This is a genomic window from Limobrevibacterium gyesilva (assembly GCF_025989185.1).
Lineage (GTDB): Bacteria > Pseudomonadota > Alphaproteobacteria > Acetobacterales > Acetobacteraceae > Limobrevibacterium > Limobrevibacterium gyesilva.
Map to the genome: position 1 here is coordinate 14,521 of NZ_JAPDNT010000010.1, position 16,253 is coordinate 30,773.

The window sequence follows — 16,253 nt, forward strand, 5'->3', positions numbered from 1 at the left end:
CGTCTGATGCGCTGGGGCCGGGTCCCGATCTCGCAATGTGCGGGGCAGGATCGACGTTCCCGCTGCACGACGAGCCGCTTGCGAAGGAGGCGCGCATGAGATTTCGCCAGTTGTGGCCGGTGGCGCTGTTCGCCGCGCTGCTGTTCTTCGCCGCCGGCTGCGCACGCGGGCCCTCAGGACCGACAACGAGCGCGTTCGACGGCACCTACCAGGGAACGGCCTACAACATCGGCGATCCTGGCGGCGGTTGCGTGCTGCGCACGCCGACGAGCGTGATGACGGTGTCCCAAGGGTATGTCCAGTTCGGACAATACAGCGGGACGGTTTCGCCTTCCGGTTATGTGCAGATGCTCCACGGGTGGTTCAGCGTCTCCGGCCAGTTCGGCGGCGGCAAGTTCCAGGGTGAGGTGCGCTATCCGCAGCCGGGCTGCCTGTACCGGCTCGACATGCCGCGCATCGCGTAGGCACGCGCTGCGGCATCAGTGGTGGGCCGGGATCGCCGGACCATGATCCGGCGCCATGGCAGCGGCGGCGGGGGCGGCCGCGCGGAAGCGCGACAGCGCCCATTGGTAGAGTTCGAGATCGAGGCTGTTGGCGTCGAGCAGGCGCTGGAACAGGGCGGGGCCGAGTTCGTCGCTGGCCCGGTCCCATTCGTCGCGCTCGGAACGGAAGGCGGGGTTGGTGCTGTTGGCATGGACCTCACCGGCGAACAGGCCGGGGAAGCGCGTGCCGTAGGCGCGGTCGAACCACCGCAAGGAGTCGGCGAAGCGGCGCACGATGCCGAAGGCGGGCCAGGACCGCAGCAGGGCGCGGGCTTTGCGCAGGTCGGACGCGGTCGCGTGGGTGTGCCAGATATGGGGGGTGCGGAATGAGGCCGCGGAGAGGTGGATGACCTGGTAGTTGCGGATGACGACGCCGCCGCCATCCGGTTCATCGAGCGCCCAGGCGACGAAGCCGGCGAACGAGCGGGCGGCGGCGATGCCTGCGCCCGGCTGGGTGGGATCCTGCGCGAGGTAGCGATAGACCGAGCGGGCGCGGTCGATGGGATCACGCAGGAAGACGATCGGCGCACAGCCCCGCGCCGGCAGCGGCGGGCGTGCGAGATGGCTGGAAACGGCGCGGATGTCGGGGTGGGCGGCAAGGTACGCCGCAAGACGCCGTGCATCGACGATGTCGACCGGGGTGGCGCCTTCGAACGCGGCCCAGGACGATCCGAAATAGCCGGCCAGAAGACTGTCGACGCTCGTGCCGGCGTTCTTGAAGATGTGATAGTGGATCAGCGCCGTTCGTCGCCTGATGCGCAAGGTTGGCCATGGCCTGACGAGTTGCATGATCAATGCTCCCTCCCGGACCTGGCGGAGCACGGCCCAGGCGGGGCCGGCCGCGCCAGACGGATGGCGCCGCGGTCACGGCGGCGTTTCGTTGCGCAAATGAAGTCGATGCGAAAGACGTACTGTTACAGTATCCGTTTAATCCAGGCGACCTTGCACCGGGCTCGCCATGGCATTTCAAAATGGCAATCCGTTGCCAACGCGCCTCGTGCATGATGGCGCGCGCAACACGTTCCTGTGCGCGGCGGGTTAATCAGCGACAGACCGCCGGCCCGTGCGCTATTGCAGTGCAGCACGCTTGGCTATCGCAGCCACCTCCGCACAAGCAACGGAACACGTTCATGTTCGGCCGTCTCGTCTGGCGCAACGCGCTGCGCTGCGGCATCGTGGCATCGGCCTGCCTGTTGGCGTACGCGCCGGTAGCGGCGCGGGCAGCCGAGCCCGCCGTGCTGCGCGGCTACAACGCCGACATCGCGCAGAGTTCAATCTCAGGCATCTCCTCGGGCGCGTTCATGGCGGTGCAATTCGCCACCGCGTGGTCTTCGGTTGTCCGGGGCGTCGGGGTGATCGCGGGTGGGCCGTTCTACTGCGCCCAGGCGTCCTCGGCGGACATCATCAACGGCTATCTCCAGCCGCTGATGACGGCGACGGGGCCATGCATGCAGGGGCCGGCGCCGGACGTGGACGGGTTGGTGGCGAGCGCAGAGCAAATGGCGACGGCACGGGAGATTGACCCCACCGACAACCTGCGCCGGCAGAAGGTCTATGTGTTCCACGGCTACAACGATGCGGTGGTGGCGCGATCGGTCACCGACGCAACCGTCGCGTTCTATCGCAGCTATCTGGGCGATGCGGGGCGCGGCGATCTGTTCTACCAGACCGCGGTCGGGGCCGGGCATTCGCAGGTGATCCTGAAGCAGGCGCACGCGAACGGATTGAACGGATGCGCCGACAACACCGACCCGTATATCGACCAGTGCGGCTACGACCAGGCCGGGATCATCCTGCAGCACATCTACGGTGCGCTGAATCCGCGCGATACCGGGAAACCGGCGGGGATGCTGAAACGTTTCGACCAGACGACATACACGGCCCCATTCGGCGCTTCGGTGCTGAGCATGGGCGACACCGGATACGTGTATGTTCCCGATGCCTGCGCCCAGGGAGCGGCGTGCCGCGTGCACATCGCCCTGCACGGCTGCAAGCAGGATGCGGGGGACATCGGCACGCGCTTCGTGGAGCATGCCGGCTACAACGCCTGGGCGGACAACAATGGCATCATCGTGCTGTATCCGCAGACCACGGCCAGCTTCGGCCCGGACGTCATCGCGCCGGTGAACCCGCAAGCATGCTGGGACTGGTGGGGTTATGTGACCCACGATGCCAGCTATGTCACCAAGGGCGGGCGCCAGATTGCCGCGATCAAGGCGATGCTGGACGCGCTGACCGCCGGGGCGAAGCCGGCGCCACCGGCCGCCGGGGCGGCGGGCGTGGCCCCCGGAGGGCTGGTGGCCACCGATATCGCCGACGACGCGGCCGCGCTGGCCTGGACGGCGGTGGCGGGCGCCGACTTCTATCGCGTCTACCGGGCGGGGACGCAGGGCGAATTCCTCCCCGCCGGCAGTGTCGCAGGACCGAGCTTCGGGGATTCGGGGCTGGCGCCGGCAACAAGCTATCGTTGGCGCGTGACCGCCGTGGTGGGCGGGATCGAGGGGCCGGCCTCGGCGTCGGTTGCTGCTGCCACGCGCGCCACGCCGCCACGCTGCGATCAACCCGGGACATGCCCGGTGGCGCAGGCGGGCAATTGACGGCGCTTCCCCTCCCCTGCGCGTTCAAGACCACCGGACGGGGGCCAGCGTCGAAAAATTGGTGGGTGACACCCTGGCTCCGGGATTCTATCAGGCAGCCTGAACAACTGACGGATGCGTAGAGGTGTTCCGTTTCGTCAAACTCGCGGCTTCGGTGATTCTGCTGGCCTCGGTGGCCGGGTGCGGGCCGGATTACTCGCCGAATACCTATTCCGGCGCCGCGGTCCAGCAGGCGAACAAGGTCGACAGGGGCGTGGTGGTCGGCGTGCGGACCGTGGACGTTTCCGCAGCCGGGGCGGTGGGCGCGGTGACTGGCGGGGCCGCCGGCGGAATCGTGGGCTCACAGACCCCGGGCGGCGGGGTGGCGAGCGCGTTCGGGGCGCTGGGCGGGACCGTGCTGGGCGGGCTGGTCGGCACGACGGTCGAGCACACGGTGGCGGATACCAAGGCCTTCGAATACGTCGTGCGCAAGCCGAACGGCGACCTGCTGTCGGTCACGCAGAAGGACGCGACGCCGCTGTCGCTTGGCCAGAAGGTATTGGTGATCGCCGGGGCGCAGGCGCGGATCGTGCCGGACTACACCGTGACGGTGGAACCGGAGGCGCCGGCCGCCTCCGCCAGCGACAAGGCGGAGACGAAGGACGTCCCGGCGCCGGTGACCGCCGCGCCGCTGGAAGCGCCCGCACCGGCCGCGACCTTGCCTGCGGCCCTGCCCTCGCTTGTGCCCCATATGAGCCTGCTGGACGCGGTGCCGGGGGCAAAGCCGGCCGCCGCCGCGCCGTAGAGCAATATCGCTGGAGGTGGACTCACCGGGCGATAAAATTGCTCGTCAGAACAATAAGCTAGAGCATGATCGGTGCTTCTGTCTGCACCGATCATGCCCTGGCCAGGACGATCACCGCCAGGCGAGCAAGGCCAGCATGACCGTGCCGACGATGATGCGGTAGCAGGCGAACGGCGCGAAGCCGTGGCGGCCGACATAGGCGACCAGGCTGCGCACCACCAGCAGTGCCGCCACGAAGGCCAGGACGAACCCGATCGCGATCAGGCCGGCACCGTCGAGGGTCAGCGTGTCCCGGTTCTTGTAGAGGTCGTAGGCGGTGGCGCCAAACATGGTGGGAATGGCGAGGAAGAACGAGAACTCGGCCGCCGTCCGCCGCTCCACGCCCAGCACCAGGGCGCCCATGATGGTGGCGCCGGAGCGCGAGACGCCGGGGACCATGGCGAGGCATTGGCAGAGGCCGATGCCGAGGGCCAGGCGCGGCGTGAACGTGGCGATGGATGTGTGCCGCGGCGTCGGGCGCGTGCGCTCGATCGCAAGGATGGCGATGCCGCCGAGGATGAGGCTGACGGCGACGACCCAGGGCGAGAACAGGACCGACTTGATGAAGCCGTGGGCGAACGCGCCGATGACCGCGGCCGGCAGGAAGGCCAGCAGGATGGCCAGGATGAAGCGGCGCACCGCCGGATCGGTGGGCGCGGTGACGACGACGCGCAGCAGCGTGCGGGCATAGGCGACGCAGACCGCGAGGATGGCGCCGAGCTGGATCGCGACCTCGAACACGCGGCCGGGCGGGCCGTCGAAGCCGATGAGGTCCCCGATGAGGATCATGTGGCCGGTGGAGGAGACGGGGATGAACTCGGTGAGGCCTTCGACAATGCCGAGGAGGGCCGCTTCGAGCCAGAGCTGGTCGATCATGGGTATCCGATCAAGGGTCAGGAGCGGCAGCGACGGCCGCCGGGGTAACGGAACCGTCGGTGCAAGCGAGGTCTGCGCGCAGGGCGGCGAGGATGTGGGCGCGCAGGGCGGCGGGTGCCGCCATCGCGCGCGTGGCCAGGGCCATGCTCGCGGCAGGCGGCCATTTCGCTTCCAGCGCCGTGCGCGCCGGACCGAGGCTGAAGGAGCCGGGCGGCGGCCGGGGTCCGGCGCGCAGCGCTGCGGTGGCTTCGGCGTCGCCGGCGACACCGTATTGCGCGCGCGCCTGCTCGGCGGTCAGCAGGCCGTCTGCGACCTCGGACAGGACCAGGGCGGGGTCGCGGGTGAATGGGTCGCCGAAGCCGCCGCCGCTGGGGGTGATCATCCGCAGCACGTCGCCGCGCCGCATCTCCAGCACGTCGATCTTGCCGATATCGCGTTCCTCCGGGGTGCCGGGATTGAGGACGGCGCTGGCGGCACTGCCGCAGGCGCCGCCGGCCACGCCCCAGGGCTGGACGCGGAAGCGGTCGAGGCCGCGCACGGTGACGGTGGCGGCGAGGCCGCGATTCTCCAGCTCGATGCGCATGGCGTAGCCGCCGCGGTGCCGGCCGGGCGCGGCGCTGCCGGGCTCGAAGCGGAAGCTGCGCAGGACGAGGCTGGTCTCGACCTCCACCACCTCGGCGGGCGCGGAGCGGAGGAAGGCGACGGGCTGGTCGATGCCGTCCACGCCGTCCGCACCCTGGCGGCCACCGCTGCCGCCGATGAAGGGCTCGACGACGCTGACATGGCGGCGGCCGGTGCGGGCATCGACGGCGGCGACGGAGATGATGCCGGCCTGACCGGAGCCGGCGGCGGCGAGCCCGCCCGGGAGCGCCTGGTTGAGGCAGCCGAGCACGGCGTCATAGACGCGCATCACCGCGACCCAGCGGTTGCCCATGGCGGCGGGAAACTCGGCGTTCATCAGCGTGCCCTTGGGGGCATGGGTGCGGATCGGGCGGATGATGCCGCCGGTAACGGGGATGGTGGGCTCGACCGTCTGGATCCAGTTGATCACGGGCATGCACAGGAACGGGTGCGCCCGCTCGCCGGTGACGAAGTTCAGCGCGTAGCGGACCTGCGGGTCACTGCCGGAGAAATCGACGGCGAGGCTGTCGCCGGCGACGGTCATGCGCGCGTGCAGGAAGATATGGCCGTCGCCGTTATAGGCCTCGAGATAGTCGCTGAATTCGTAGCTGCCGTCGGTGAGCCGCGCGATCGCCTGGCGGGCCTTGAGCTCGGACAGGGCGATGACGTCGGCGATGCTGTCGCGCAGGGCGGCGGTGCCGTAGCGGGCGCACAGCTCCTGCATACGGGTGTCGAGCAGCGCGAGGCCGGCCAGCATGGCCTGCAGGTCGCCCCAGATCAGCTCGGGGATGCGGCTGTTGTCGGCGAAGAAATGCCAGAGCTGCGCGTTCAGTTCGCCTTCGCGGTAGAGCAAGGCCGGGCGGATGCGCACGCCTTCCTGGAACACCTCGTAGCTGGTGGGCGAGATGCTGCCGGGCACCGCGCCGCCGATGTCGGAGGCGTGGATGAAGGCCCAGGCGAAGGCGATGATGCGGCCGTCGCGGAACACCGGGCGCAGCAGATGGATGTCCATCGTGTGGGTGCACAGCGCATCGCCGGAGAACGGGTCGTTGGTGATGACGATGTCGCCGGGCTTCAGCGTGTCGAGGCCGATCTCGTCGACGAGGCCGCGGACGTTCTGGCAGACGGACGAGGTGACGCCGGCGCGCATGGGATAGGCAAAGAACTCGCCGTCCAGGCTGGCAAGGGCGACCTGGTAGTCCTGCGTCTGCTTGACGAAGGTGGTGTAAGCGGTGCGGTAGGCGACGTTGCTGGCCTCCTCGGCGATGGCGGCGAAGCGGTTGCGCATCACTTCGGTGCGGACGGGGTCCATGCCTAGCGCTCCCGGTCCAGGACGAGATCGCCATAGGGGCCGACGGCGACGGTGAAGGCGGGCGGCACCACGACGGTTGCCGTCTCCTGCTCGATGATGGCGGGGCCGGCCGCGCGCCAGCCGACGGGCAGGTCGGCCCAGGCGAACAGGGGCGTGTCGTGCCAGGCGCCGGCGAAACGGGCGCGGCGGGTGCGGTGCGGCGGGGTGCCCTGGGCGAGCGGGCGCGCCACCGCCCCGGGGCGCGGCAGGTTGCCGCGAACACGCAGGCGCAGGGCCATGATCTCGATGTCCGCGCGCGGGCTGGCATGGCCGAACAGGCGGCCGTGCTCGGCGTGGAAGGCGGCGGCGATGGCGGCAAGGTCGCCCCGCTCGGCGGTGGACGCGTCAAGGCCGACGCTGACGTCGAAGGACTGCCCGGCGTAGCGGATATCGGCGGCGTATTCGAACGCCGGCGCGGCATCGCCGGCCTGGGCCGCCAGCCAGTCCGCCCCCTGCCCGCGCAGGCCGGCGAAGATGGCGGCGACGGCGGCGGCGTCGAGCGCCTCGCCATGCACGCTGCGGACGACGTCGTAGAGCAGGTCGGAGACAAGGCAGCCATAGGCGCAGAAGACCGAGGCGACGCGCGGGATCACCACCCGGCCGATGCCGATCTCGTCGGCAAGCAGGGGGCCGTGGATGGCGCCGGCGCCGCCGAAGATCATCAGCGTCAGCTCCGCCGGCGCCACGCCGAGGCGGGCGATGAAGGGCAAGGCGTTGGCGAGCATGTTGGCGGTCGCGACCGCGAGCACCGCTTCGGCGGCGGCGGCGCTGTCGCGCGACAGGGTCGCGGCAATCGGCGCCATCGCGGTGTCCGCAAGGGCGCGGTGCAGGTGCAGGCCGCCGGCGAGCGGCGCGTCCTCGGACAGGTAGCCGCAGAGCAGGTAGGCATCGGACACGGTGGGCAGCGTGCCGCCCCGGCCATAGCAGGCCGGGCCCGGTGCCGCGCCGGCGGAGCGCGGGCCGACTTTCAGCACCGGGCCGTCGAGCCAGGCGATGGAGCCGCCGCCGGCGCCGATCGCCTCGATGGCGGTCACCGGCATCATCAGCGGGAATTCGCCGACGCGGCCGTCATGCGAGACCATGATCCGGCCGTCGCGGATCATCGAGATGTCCGTGCTGGTGCCGCCCATGTCCATGGTCAGCAGGTTCGCCTCGCCGAGCATGGCGCCGAGTGCGGCCGAGGCGGTGACGCCGGCGGCCGGGCCGGAGAGCAGCGTATGGATGGGCATGCGCGTCGCCTCGCCGGCCGCCATGACGCCGCCATTGGACTTGGTGACCAGCAGGCGCGCCTTCGGCAGGGTCGTCGCGAGCCAGCCCTCCAGCTCGGCGATGTAGCCGGACATGGCGCGGCGGGCGTAGGCGTTCAGCAGGGCGGCGCTGGCGCGTTCGTATTCCGATTGCTGCGGCCAGACCTCGTGGGACAGGACGACATCGACATCGCCCAGGGCGGCGCGGATCGCCGCGCCGGCGGCCTGTTCATGCGCGGGGTTGCGGTAGGCGTGCAGGAAGCAGACGGCGATGGCGGCCGCCCCGCTGGCGATCGCCGCGCGCGCGGCGGCGACAACGCCGTCGGGGTCCAGGGGGCGGTCGATGCTGCCGTCGGCAAGAATGCGTTCGTCGATCTCATGCACGCGATGACGCGGGATCAGCGGCGCCGGGCGGCGGGCGAACAGGTCCACCGGCCGGTCGAGGCGCAGGCGGGCGACACCGAGGATGTCGCGGAACCCTGCGGTGACCAGCAAGGCGAGCGGCGGGCCACTGCGCTCGATCACCGCGTTGGTGCTGACCGTTGTGCCGTGCACGATCAGCATCTCCTGGTCCGCGCGGATGCGGCCCTGCGCCAGCAGGGCCTCCAGCCCGCGCTGCACGCCGGCGGCGAAATGCGGCGGCGTGGACGGCACCTTCAGCGCCGCCACCGCGGTGTAGCCGGCCGCCTCGCCGTTCCACACCGCGAAGTCGGTGAAGGTGCCGCCGATGTCGATGCCGATCCGCAGCATTGCCGTCAGCGCCGCGTCTCCAGCACGAAACGCACGCCGGCCCGGGCCAGGCCGCCGCCGGTGCCCATCGGGGTTCCGTCGGCCCGCCAGCAGGCGGCGCCGGTCATGCTGCCGTCCTCGTGGAACTGGATGGCGTTCATGCCGCCGGCGACCGTGGGCATCACCTGGATGGTATGGCCGCGCGCGGCGAGGCCGGCCTGCACCGCCTCGGGGATGCTGCCCTCCACTTCCAGTTGCACGCCCTCGGTCCAGATGCGCGGCGCCTCGACCGCCTCCTGCAGGCTCATGCCGTGGTCGATGAGGTTGACCAGGGCCTGCATGGCCGAGGGGAAGATCTTCTTCCCGCCGGGCAGGCCGAGCGCATAGACGACATTCCCGTCGCGCAGCGCCATCACCGGGCTCATCGAGGTGGTGACGCGCTTGCCCGGGGCGATGGAGAGGGCGCGGCCGGGGCGTGGGTCGAAGTTGGACATGTAGTTGTTCGGGATCATCCCGGTGCCGGGAACGATGTAGCGGGCGCCGAAGAGGTTGTTGATGGTCTGGGTGCTGGCGACCACGTTGCCCATGCCGTCCGCCACCGTCAGATGCGTGGTGTGCGTGCCTTGGCCGGGCGAGACGCCGGGGCCCCAGGCCTGGGCCTTGGCGAGGTCGATGCGGGCGCGGCGCTCGGCCGCATAGTCCTTGCTGATCAGGCGGGCGACCGGAACGGCGACGAAATCGGGATCGGCGGTGGCGGCGGCGCGGTCGGCGAAGGCGATCTTCAGCACCTCGGCCAGCAGGTGCAGCGTGTCCACGGTGCCGAAGCCCATGGCGCCGACATCGTAGCCTTCGAGGATGTTCAGCATCTGCAGGATGTGCACGCCGGAGGCCGCGGGCGGCGGCGGGCCGACGATCTCCCATCCGCGATAGGGCGCGCGCAGGGGCGCGCGTTCGACCACGCGATAGGTGGCAAGATCGGCGCGGGAAACATAGCCGCCGGTCCTGGCCATGTGCTCGGCCACCAGGTCGCCGAGCGGGCCGCCATGCAGGGCCCCCTCGCCTTGCTGGGCAATCAGCGTGAGCGCCTCGGCATAGTCGCCCTGCACCAGGCGGGTGCCCGCGGGGAGCACGCTGCCGCCGGGCATGTAGCGGGCGGCGATGAGGGGGTCCTTCACCAGGTCGGCGACGGCGGAGGTGATGCAGTCGTTCAGGTACGGCGTGACGGTGAAGCCGCGCGCGGCGAGGCGGATGGCCGGCTGCATGACGTCGGCGAGCGGCATGGTGCCGAAACGTTGCAGGGCGAGGCACCATGCGCGCAGCGAGCCGGGCGCCGCGACGGATTTCGGGCCGACCGTGTTCTCCTGGTCTGCGACATCGAACACTTCCGGGGGCGCACCGGGGATCGGGCGATACATGTCCGGGGTGCCCGCGCCGGGCACGACGCTCATGCCGTCGAGGACGGTATGGGTGCCGTCCGCGGTGCGGATATGCGCGGTGCCGCCGCCGATGAGGCCGATCATCATGGGCTCGACGACGGTGAGCGCAAACTGGGCGGCAACGGCGGCGTCGATGGCATTGCCGCCGGCGGCCAGCATCTCGGAGCCGGCCGCGGAGGCCAGGGGGTGGTTGGTGACGACCATGCCACGGCTGCCGGTGGCGGGGCGCTTCTCGGTGGTGAAGGTGGTGGCGGCGCGGGTGCGCCAGGCGCGTACGGACATGTCGTTCGAATCCCCCTCAGGTCGTCCCGGCAGGTTGGCATGGCGGCGCCGGGTGCGCCATCCGGGGCCGCCTCCGTCGCGTTTCCCGGGATTACGGCAGCGCCGCGATCCGTTCCGCCAGCAGCGCAAAGAACGCCGCCGGGTCCAGCGTTTCCAGCAGGCGGGCATTCGGCGGATCAGGCAGGCGACCCCAGCGGTCGATGACGGTGCGGCCGCGGCAGGGGCCGGGGCCGAGATCGACAGAGGCGTGAACAGCGCGGTGGGTGAACAGGCCGGGTGCGACGAGCCAGCCGACGGCGCAGGCGTCATGCTGCGGGTGGCCCTTGCCGCCCAGGCGCCTTGATGGCGGCACGGAGGACATGATCGCGTGGGCCGCGCGCAGGCAGGCGCCGCCGGGGTGGGCGCGCAGGGTGTCCAGCCAGGACGGGGTGCAGAGTGCCTGGGCCGTGAGCTCCAGGGTCGCCAGGGTGACGGGGCGGCCACAGGCTAGGACGACGGCCAGGGCCGCGGGGTCGTTCCAGGCGTTGAACTCGGCGGCGGGGGTGACGTTGCCTTCGCTCCAGGCGCCGGTCATCAGCACGATCTCGGCGACTCGGTCGGTGAGCGCGGGTTCGGTTGCGAGCGCCAGGGCAAGATTGGTGGCGGGGCCGATGCCGACGAGGGTGATTTCGTCCGGAGCGGCCTGGCGCAGCAAGGCGCGGATGGCGTCGGACGCCACGCCAGGAGCAGCCGGCGGGCCGTCCGGCAGGACGACGCCGCCGAGCCCGTTCTGGCCGTGCACGCGGGGCTCGGCGACGAAGCTGCCGAGCAAGGCGCGGTCGGCGCCGCCGATGACGGGAATGCCGGCGCCGGCCAGGCCGACCAGCGCGCGGGCGTTGGCCAGGGTGCGGTCGAGGCCGACATTGCCGCCGACGACGGTGACCAGGCGGACATCGAGCTCGGGGCTGGCAAGCGCGAGGAACAATGCGATGGCGTCGTCGGTGCCGGGATCGCAGTCGATGACGATCTTGCGGGGACTCATGCGCGGCTCCTGCGGCGGAGGCTGCCGACGATGCCGGCGGGGAGGAAATACACGATGAGGATGAACAGCACGCCCAGCCACAGCAGCCAGCGGTCCGGGTGGAACAGGGCGGGCAGCAGCGGCAGCGCCCCGGCAGCGTCGGACAGGGCCTGCAGCCCGGGCTGGAGGTAATACTGGGCCAGCACGATGACGGCGGCCCCCAGCGCCGGGCCGTACAGCGTGCCCATGCCGCCGATGACCACCATCAGCAGGACGTCGACCATGATGGCGAAGGACATGGTGGCCTCGGGGCCGTTGTAGCGCAGCAGCAGCGCCATCAGCGCGCCGGCGATGGCGGCCATGCCGGCGGACAATGCGCTGGCCAGCGTACGGTAGACGATGGTGCGGTAGCCGAGGGCCTCCGCACGGAACTCGTTCTCGCGGATGGCTTGCAGCACGCGGCCGAAGGGCGAGTTGACGATGCGCAGCATCAGCCAGAACAGCGCCAGCGAGACGGCGAAGATCAGATAATAGGTGATGAGACGGCCGTCGATGCGCACGCCCAGGACAGGGTCGGAGAGCAGGCGGAAGGCAGGGCTGAGGATTCGCGGGAGCGAGAAGGTCAGCCCGTCCTCGCCGCCGGTGATGTCGCGCCACTGGGTCGCCAGGAGCTGGGCGAGGCTGGCGACGGCGAGCGTGATCATGGAGAAGAAGATCTTCCGCACGCGCAGGCTGAGCAGGCCGATGGCCGCCGCGATGCCGGCGGCGAGAGCGGCGCCGCCGAGGCCGCCGGCCAGCACTGCGTCCCAGCCGATCCAGCCGTTGGCCAGCGGGATCGCCACGCCATAGGCGCCGATGGCGAAGAACATGGTGTGGGCGAAGGAGACGATGCCGGTATAGCCGAGCAGGATGTCATAGCTGGCGGCAAGCACGATGAAGATGCAGATGCGTGCGGCCGCGGCCACGGAGCGCGTGCCCGGGAACAGGAACGGCGCGAAGGCGAGTGCGACCAGCAGCACGAGCAGCAGGGCGGTGGCGACCGGATGGCCGGGACGGTCGCCGGAGACGATCCGCCACCTCATTGCTTCGCCACCGGGAACAGGCCGCGCGGGCGCCACAGCAGCACCGCGACCATGAGTGCGATGTTGCAGCCCAGGGCGAGCTTCGGCGACAGGTAGCCGACATAATTGGCGGTCAGCCCGACCAGGATGGCACTGGCGAAGCAGCCGGTGACGGAGCCCAGGCCGCCGATGATGATGACGATGAAGATGAGGATGGTCATCTCGTCGCCGATCGCGGGGGTCACAATCTCCTGGTAGACGCCCCACATCACGCCGCCGATGCCGGCCAGCGCCGTGCCCGCCACGAACACGCCAACGAACAGGCGGCGGATGCGATAGCCGAGGGCTTCGACCATTTCGCGGTTCTCGACGCCGGCGCGCACCAGCAGGCCGATGCGGGTGCGGTTCAGCACGAGATGCATGGCGAGGAAGATCAGCAGGCCGAGCGCGACCGCGACCATGCGGTACGCCTCGATGGCGGCACCGCCGGCGATGAAGCTGCCGCGCAGCGCCGCGGGCTTGGGGATCTGCAGCGGTTGCGGCCCCCACAGCACGATGACGAGCTGCTGGGCGACGATGAGGCCGCCCACGGTGATGAGGATCTGTTGCAGATGCGATCCGTAGACGCGGCGGATGATGACACGCTCGAACGCCCAGCCGACCGCGCCGCTGACGCAGGCGGCCACCAGCACCGCGGCGGCGAGCGCGATCAGGTTCAGCATCACGCTGTCCGCCGCACCCAGTCCCGCGAGCCGGCCGAGCACGCTGACGGCGACATAGGCGCCGAGGGTGATGAAGGCGCCATGGGCGAAGTTCAACACGTCCATCAGGCCGAAGATCAGCGTGAGGCCGGAGGCCATGAGGAACAGCATCATGCCCATCGCCGCCCCGGCCACGGTGAGGGTGAGCCAGGTGGGGAATGCCATCGCCGGCAGCGCGAGCACGGCGACGACGGGAAGCACGAGATAGGGGGCCCAATCCGGGCGGGCCTTGGCGCCGGTCATTGGTGGCTGGCCAGGCTGAGACCGAGCAGGCGCGATTGCAGCGCCTCGTCGGCGGCAAGAGCGGCCATCGTGCCGGTGTGCACCACGCGGCCGTCGTCCATCACCGCGACGTTGTCGCCGAGCGAGCGGGCCATGTGGAAATTCTGCTCGACCAGCAGGATGGTGGTGCGGGTCTGCTTCAATTGGCGGAAACCTTCGATGAGATGCTCGATGACGGCGGGGGCAAGGCCCTTGGTGGGCTCGTCGACGACCAGCAGCCGGCGTTCCTCCACGATGGCGCGGCTGATGGCGAGCATCTGCTTCTGGCCGCCGGACAGGCCGCCGGCCGCGTCGTGCCATTTCTGCTTCAGCACGGGGAACAGGGCGAACACGCCGTCGAGGCGGGCTTCGTCGAAGCGGCCGGACGTCGTCGCCAGCAGCATGTTCTCGCGCACGGTGAGCTGCGTGAAGATGCCCATGGTCTCCGGCACGTAGGCGATGCCGCGCCGGGCGATGTCCGGCGTGGCCATGGCGGTGATGTCGGCGCCGCCGAAGGTGATGCGCCCGGCGCTGGCGCGCCACAGGCCCATGATGCTGCGCAGGGTGGTGGTCTTGCCGGCGCCGTTGCGGCCGAGCAGCACGGTGAGGCGGCCCTTGGGCACCACGAGATCGACGCCGTGCAGGATGTGGTAGCGGCCGATATGCGTGTGCACGCCTTCGAGAGTCAGCAGGGCCGGCTCAGGCATTGGCCGGGCGTACGCCGAGATACGCCTCCTGCACGATGGGCGAGGCCACGACTTCGGCGGGGTCGCCATCGGCCACCAGCGCGCCCTGGTGCAGCACGATGACGCGGTCGGCGAGGCGGCGGACGACATCCATCTTGTGCTCGACGAGCAGGATGGTCTTGTCGCCCTCCTGCTTGATCGCCTCGATGAGGTCGAGGATCACGGGCACCTCGTCGACGCTCATGCCCGCCGTGGGTTCGTCGAACATGAAGATCTGCGGCTCCAGCGCCAGCAGGATGGCGACCTCGAGCTTGCGCTGGTCGCCGTGGCTGAGGGCGGCGGCGGGAACTCCGGCACGGTCGGACAGACGCACGCGGGCCAGGCAAGCCTGGGCGCGGTCGATCAGCTCCGCGTGATCCGAGGCCAGGCCCAGGAAATGCAGGCCGATGCCGGCGCGGGCTTGCACCGCGAGCCGCACATTCTCAAGCACTGACAGGTCCGGGAACAGGTTGGTGAGCTGGAAAGCGCGGCCCAGGCCACGGCGGGTGCGCAACGGTGCGGCCAGGCGGGTGACACGCTGGCCGTGCAGCAGCACCTCGCCGGCGCTGGCACGGAGCTGGCCGGAGATCAGGTTGAAATAGGTCGTTTTCCCTGCCCCGTTCGGACCGACGATCGCCGTGAGCGTGCCGGGATGAAAAGCGCAGGTGACGGCGTCCACCGCGACCTGACCGCCGAAGCGGATGGTCAGGTCGCGGGTTTCCAGGACCGGCCCGGAAGGCATCAGCGCTTGTTGGTGATGGGCAGATTCATGTCTTCGATCTTGAATTCGCGCGTCAGCACGGGGATGGCCCAGGGCGCATTCGGATCGATCTTCAGCGAGAAGCCGAACATCGACTGCAGCGCCTGATGGTCTTCGGCGCGGAATTGCACCCGGCCTTTCGGGCTGTCGAACGCCATGCCCTCCATGGCGGAAATCAGCGTGTCGGCGTCGGTGGCACCCTTGGTCTTCTCAAGCGCGGCCACCACAGCCAGGGCGGTGACCATGCCGTTGGCGGTGAAGAAATCCGGCGGCTCGTTGAAGCGCTTCATGTGCTCGGCGACCAGCCAGTCGTTCACAGGGTTCTTGGGGATATCGTAATAGTAGTAGGTGGCGCCTTGCATCCCCGCGAGGGTGGGGATCGATTTGTAGGATTTCAGCACCGGCAGAAGGTTGCCGCCGGTGGCGAGATGGATGCCCAGGCGCTGCGGATCGAGGGCAGCGATCTTGCCCATCGGATCGGCGCCGGCCCACATCACGAACAGGATCTTCTCGCCCTGCTCCTTCGCCAATGCGTCGAAGATGCGCTGCGCGGGCGCGGTGAAATCGCTGGTGGTGGGGGGTGCGAACTCCGCGTGCACCAGCTTGGCGCCTGTGGGCTTCAGCGCCTCCTGGAACGCGGCAACACCATCGCGGCCATAGGCGTAGTCCTGCGCCAGCACGGCGACGACGACACCGGGCTTGCCGATCGACAGCGCGTTGGAGATGGCGTCCTGCGACGAGTTGCGGTCGACGCGGAAGATGTAGCGGTTCCACTTGTCGCCGGTGATGCTGTCGGCGACGGCGCCGTCGACGATCAGCACCTTCTTGTAGTCCTGCGCCACCGGCAGCATGGCCAGCGCCACCGCGCTGCTGGTGCCGCCGACGGCGAGATCGGCGTCGTCGTCGCTATAGGCCTCGGCGAGCAGGTTGCGGCCGACATCGGGCTTGGTCTGGCTGTCCTTCTCGATCAGCTCGACCTTGCGGCCGGCGACGATGCCGCTGCCTTTGGTGGCGTATTCCAGGCCCATCTTGAACCCGGTGGCGAGCTGCTTGGCATAGACTTCCAGCGGGCCGGTCTTGTCGCCGATCAGGGCGACCTTCACCGGCTTGGCAGGCTGCGCATATGCCGGGACCGCGAGCCCCAGAAACAATGCGGCAGCGATCCAGGAAAGGAGTCGCAT

General features: G+C 70.0%; 14 protein-coding genes. 3 read left to right on the plus strand and 11 right to left on the minus strand.

Annotation, left to right across the window (positions count from 1 at the left end):
* Positions 1–95 precede the first annotated feature (95 nt).
* The gene (locus tag OL599_RS13560; protein WP_264714325.1) at positions 96–464 is read left to right on the plus strand and encodes a hypothetical protein; all 369 of its coding nucleotides are present in this window, start codon (positions 96–98) and stop codon (positions 462–464) included.
* A gap of 15 nt (positions 465–479) precedes the next feature.
* Here the strand turns inward: OL599_RS13560 and OL599_RS13565 are convergent, their stop codons facing one another.
* Entirely contained in the window at positions 480–1,331 is an 852-nt protein-coding gene (locus tag OL599_RS13565; protein ID WP_264714326.1) for a sulfotransferase family protein, read from the minus strand.
* 341 nt (positions 1,332–1,672) lie between these two features.
* Between OL599_RS13565 and OL599_RS13570 the strand changes: the two genes are divergently transcribed.
* Positions 1,673–3,139 (plus strand): extracellular catalytic domain type 2 short-chain-length polyhydroxyalkanoate depolymerase, encoded by a 1,467-nt coding sequence (locus tag OL599_RS13570; RefSeq protein ID WP_264714327.1) that lies wholly within the window; start codon positions 1,673–1,675, stop codon positions 3,137–3,139.
* 124 nt (positions 3,140–3,263) lie between these two features.
* Positions 3,264–3,923 (plus strand): hypothetical protein, encoded by a 660-nt coding sequence (locus OL599_RS13575; RefSeq protein WP_264714328.1) that lies wholly within the window; start codon positions 3,264–3,266, stop codon positions 3,921–3,923.
* Between the two features lie 111 nt (positions 3,924–4,034).
* Here the strand turns inward: OL599_RS13575 and OL599_RS13580 are convergent, their stop codons facing one another.
* The 10 genes from OL599_RS13580 to OL599_RS13625 form a co-directional block, all read right to left on the minus strand.
* Entirely contained in the window at positions 4,035–4,838 is an 804-nt protein-coding gene (locus tag OL599_RS13580) for an undecaprenyl-diphosphate phosphatase (protein ID WP_264714329.1), read from the minus strand.
* A gap of 10 nt (positions 4,839–4,848) precedes the next feature.
* A complete protein-coding gene (locus OL599_RS13585; protein WP_264714330.1) occupies positions 4,849–6,771 on the minus strand; it encodes a hydantoinase B/oxoprolinase family protein in 1,923 nt (640 codons plus the stop codon).
* Positions 6,772–6,773: 2 nt separating this feature from the next.
* Positions 6,774–8,807: a hydantoinase/oxoprolinase family protein gene (locus OL599_RS13590; RefSeq protein WP_264714331.1), complete on the minus strand. Its 2,034-nt coding sequence runs from the start codon at positions 8,805–8,807 to the stop codon at positions 6,774–6,776.
* A gap of 5 nt (positions 8,808–8,812) precedes the next feature.
* Positions 8,813–10,504, minus strand: coding sequence for a gamma-glutamyltransferase (gene ggt, locus OL599_RS13595; protein ID WP_264714332.1), 1,692 nt, complete (start codon positions 10,502–10,504; stop codon positions 8,813–8,815).
* Positions 10,505–10,595: 91 nt separating this feature from the next.
* Positions 10,596–11,525, minus strand: a complete 930-nt coding sequence (locus tag OL599_RS13600; RefSeq protein ID WP_264714333.1) for a nucleoside hydrolase — start codon at positions 11,523–11,525, stop codon at positions 10,596–10,598.
* Positions 11,522–12,586 (minus strand): branched-chain amino acid ABC transporter permease, encoded by a 1,065-nt coding sequence (locus tag OL599_RS13605; RefSeq protein ID WP_264714334.1) that lies wholly within the window; start codon positions 12,584–12,586, stop codon positions 11,522–11,524. Before OL599_RS13605 ends, OL599_RS13600 begins: the two co-directional genes overlap by 4 nt.
* Entirely contained in the window at positions 12,583–13,569 is a 987-nt protein-coding gene (locus OL599_RS13610) for a branched-chain amino acid ABC transporter permease (RefSeq protein WP_264714335.1), read from the minus strand. Before OL599_RS13610 ends, OL599_RS13605 begins: the two co-directional genes overlap by 4 nt.
* Entirely contained in the window at positions 13,566–14,294 is a 729-nt protein-coding gene (locus OL599_RS13615) for an ABC transporter ATP-binding protein (protein ID WP_264714336.1), read from the minus strand. The genes OL599_RS13610 and OL599_RS13615 overlap by 4 nt, the downstream gene beginning before the upstream one ends.
* Positions 14,287–15,054, minus strand: coding sequence for an ABC transporter ATP-binding protein (locus tag OL599_RS13620; RefSeq protein ID WP_264714337.1), 768 nt, complete (start codon positions 15,052–15,054; stop codon positions 14,287–14,289). Before OL599_RS13620 ends, OL599_RS13615 begins: the two co-directional genes overlap by 8 nt.
* Entirely contained in the window at positions 15,054–16,253 is a 1,200-nt protein-coding gene (locus OL599_RS13625; protein ID WP_264714338.1) for a substrate-binding domain-containing protein, read from the minus strand. The genes OL599_RS13620 and OL599_RS13625 overlap by 1 nt, the downstream gene beginning before the upstream one ends.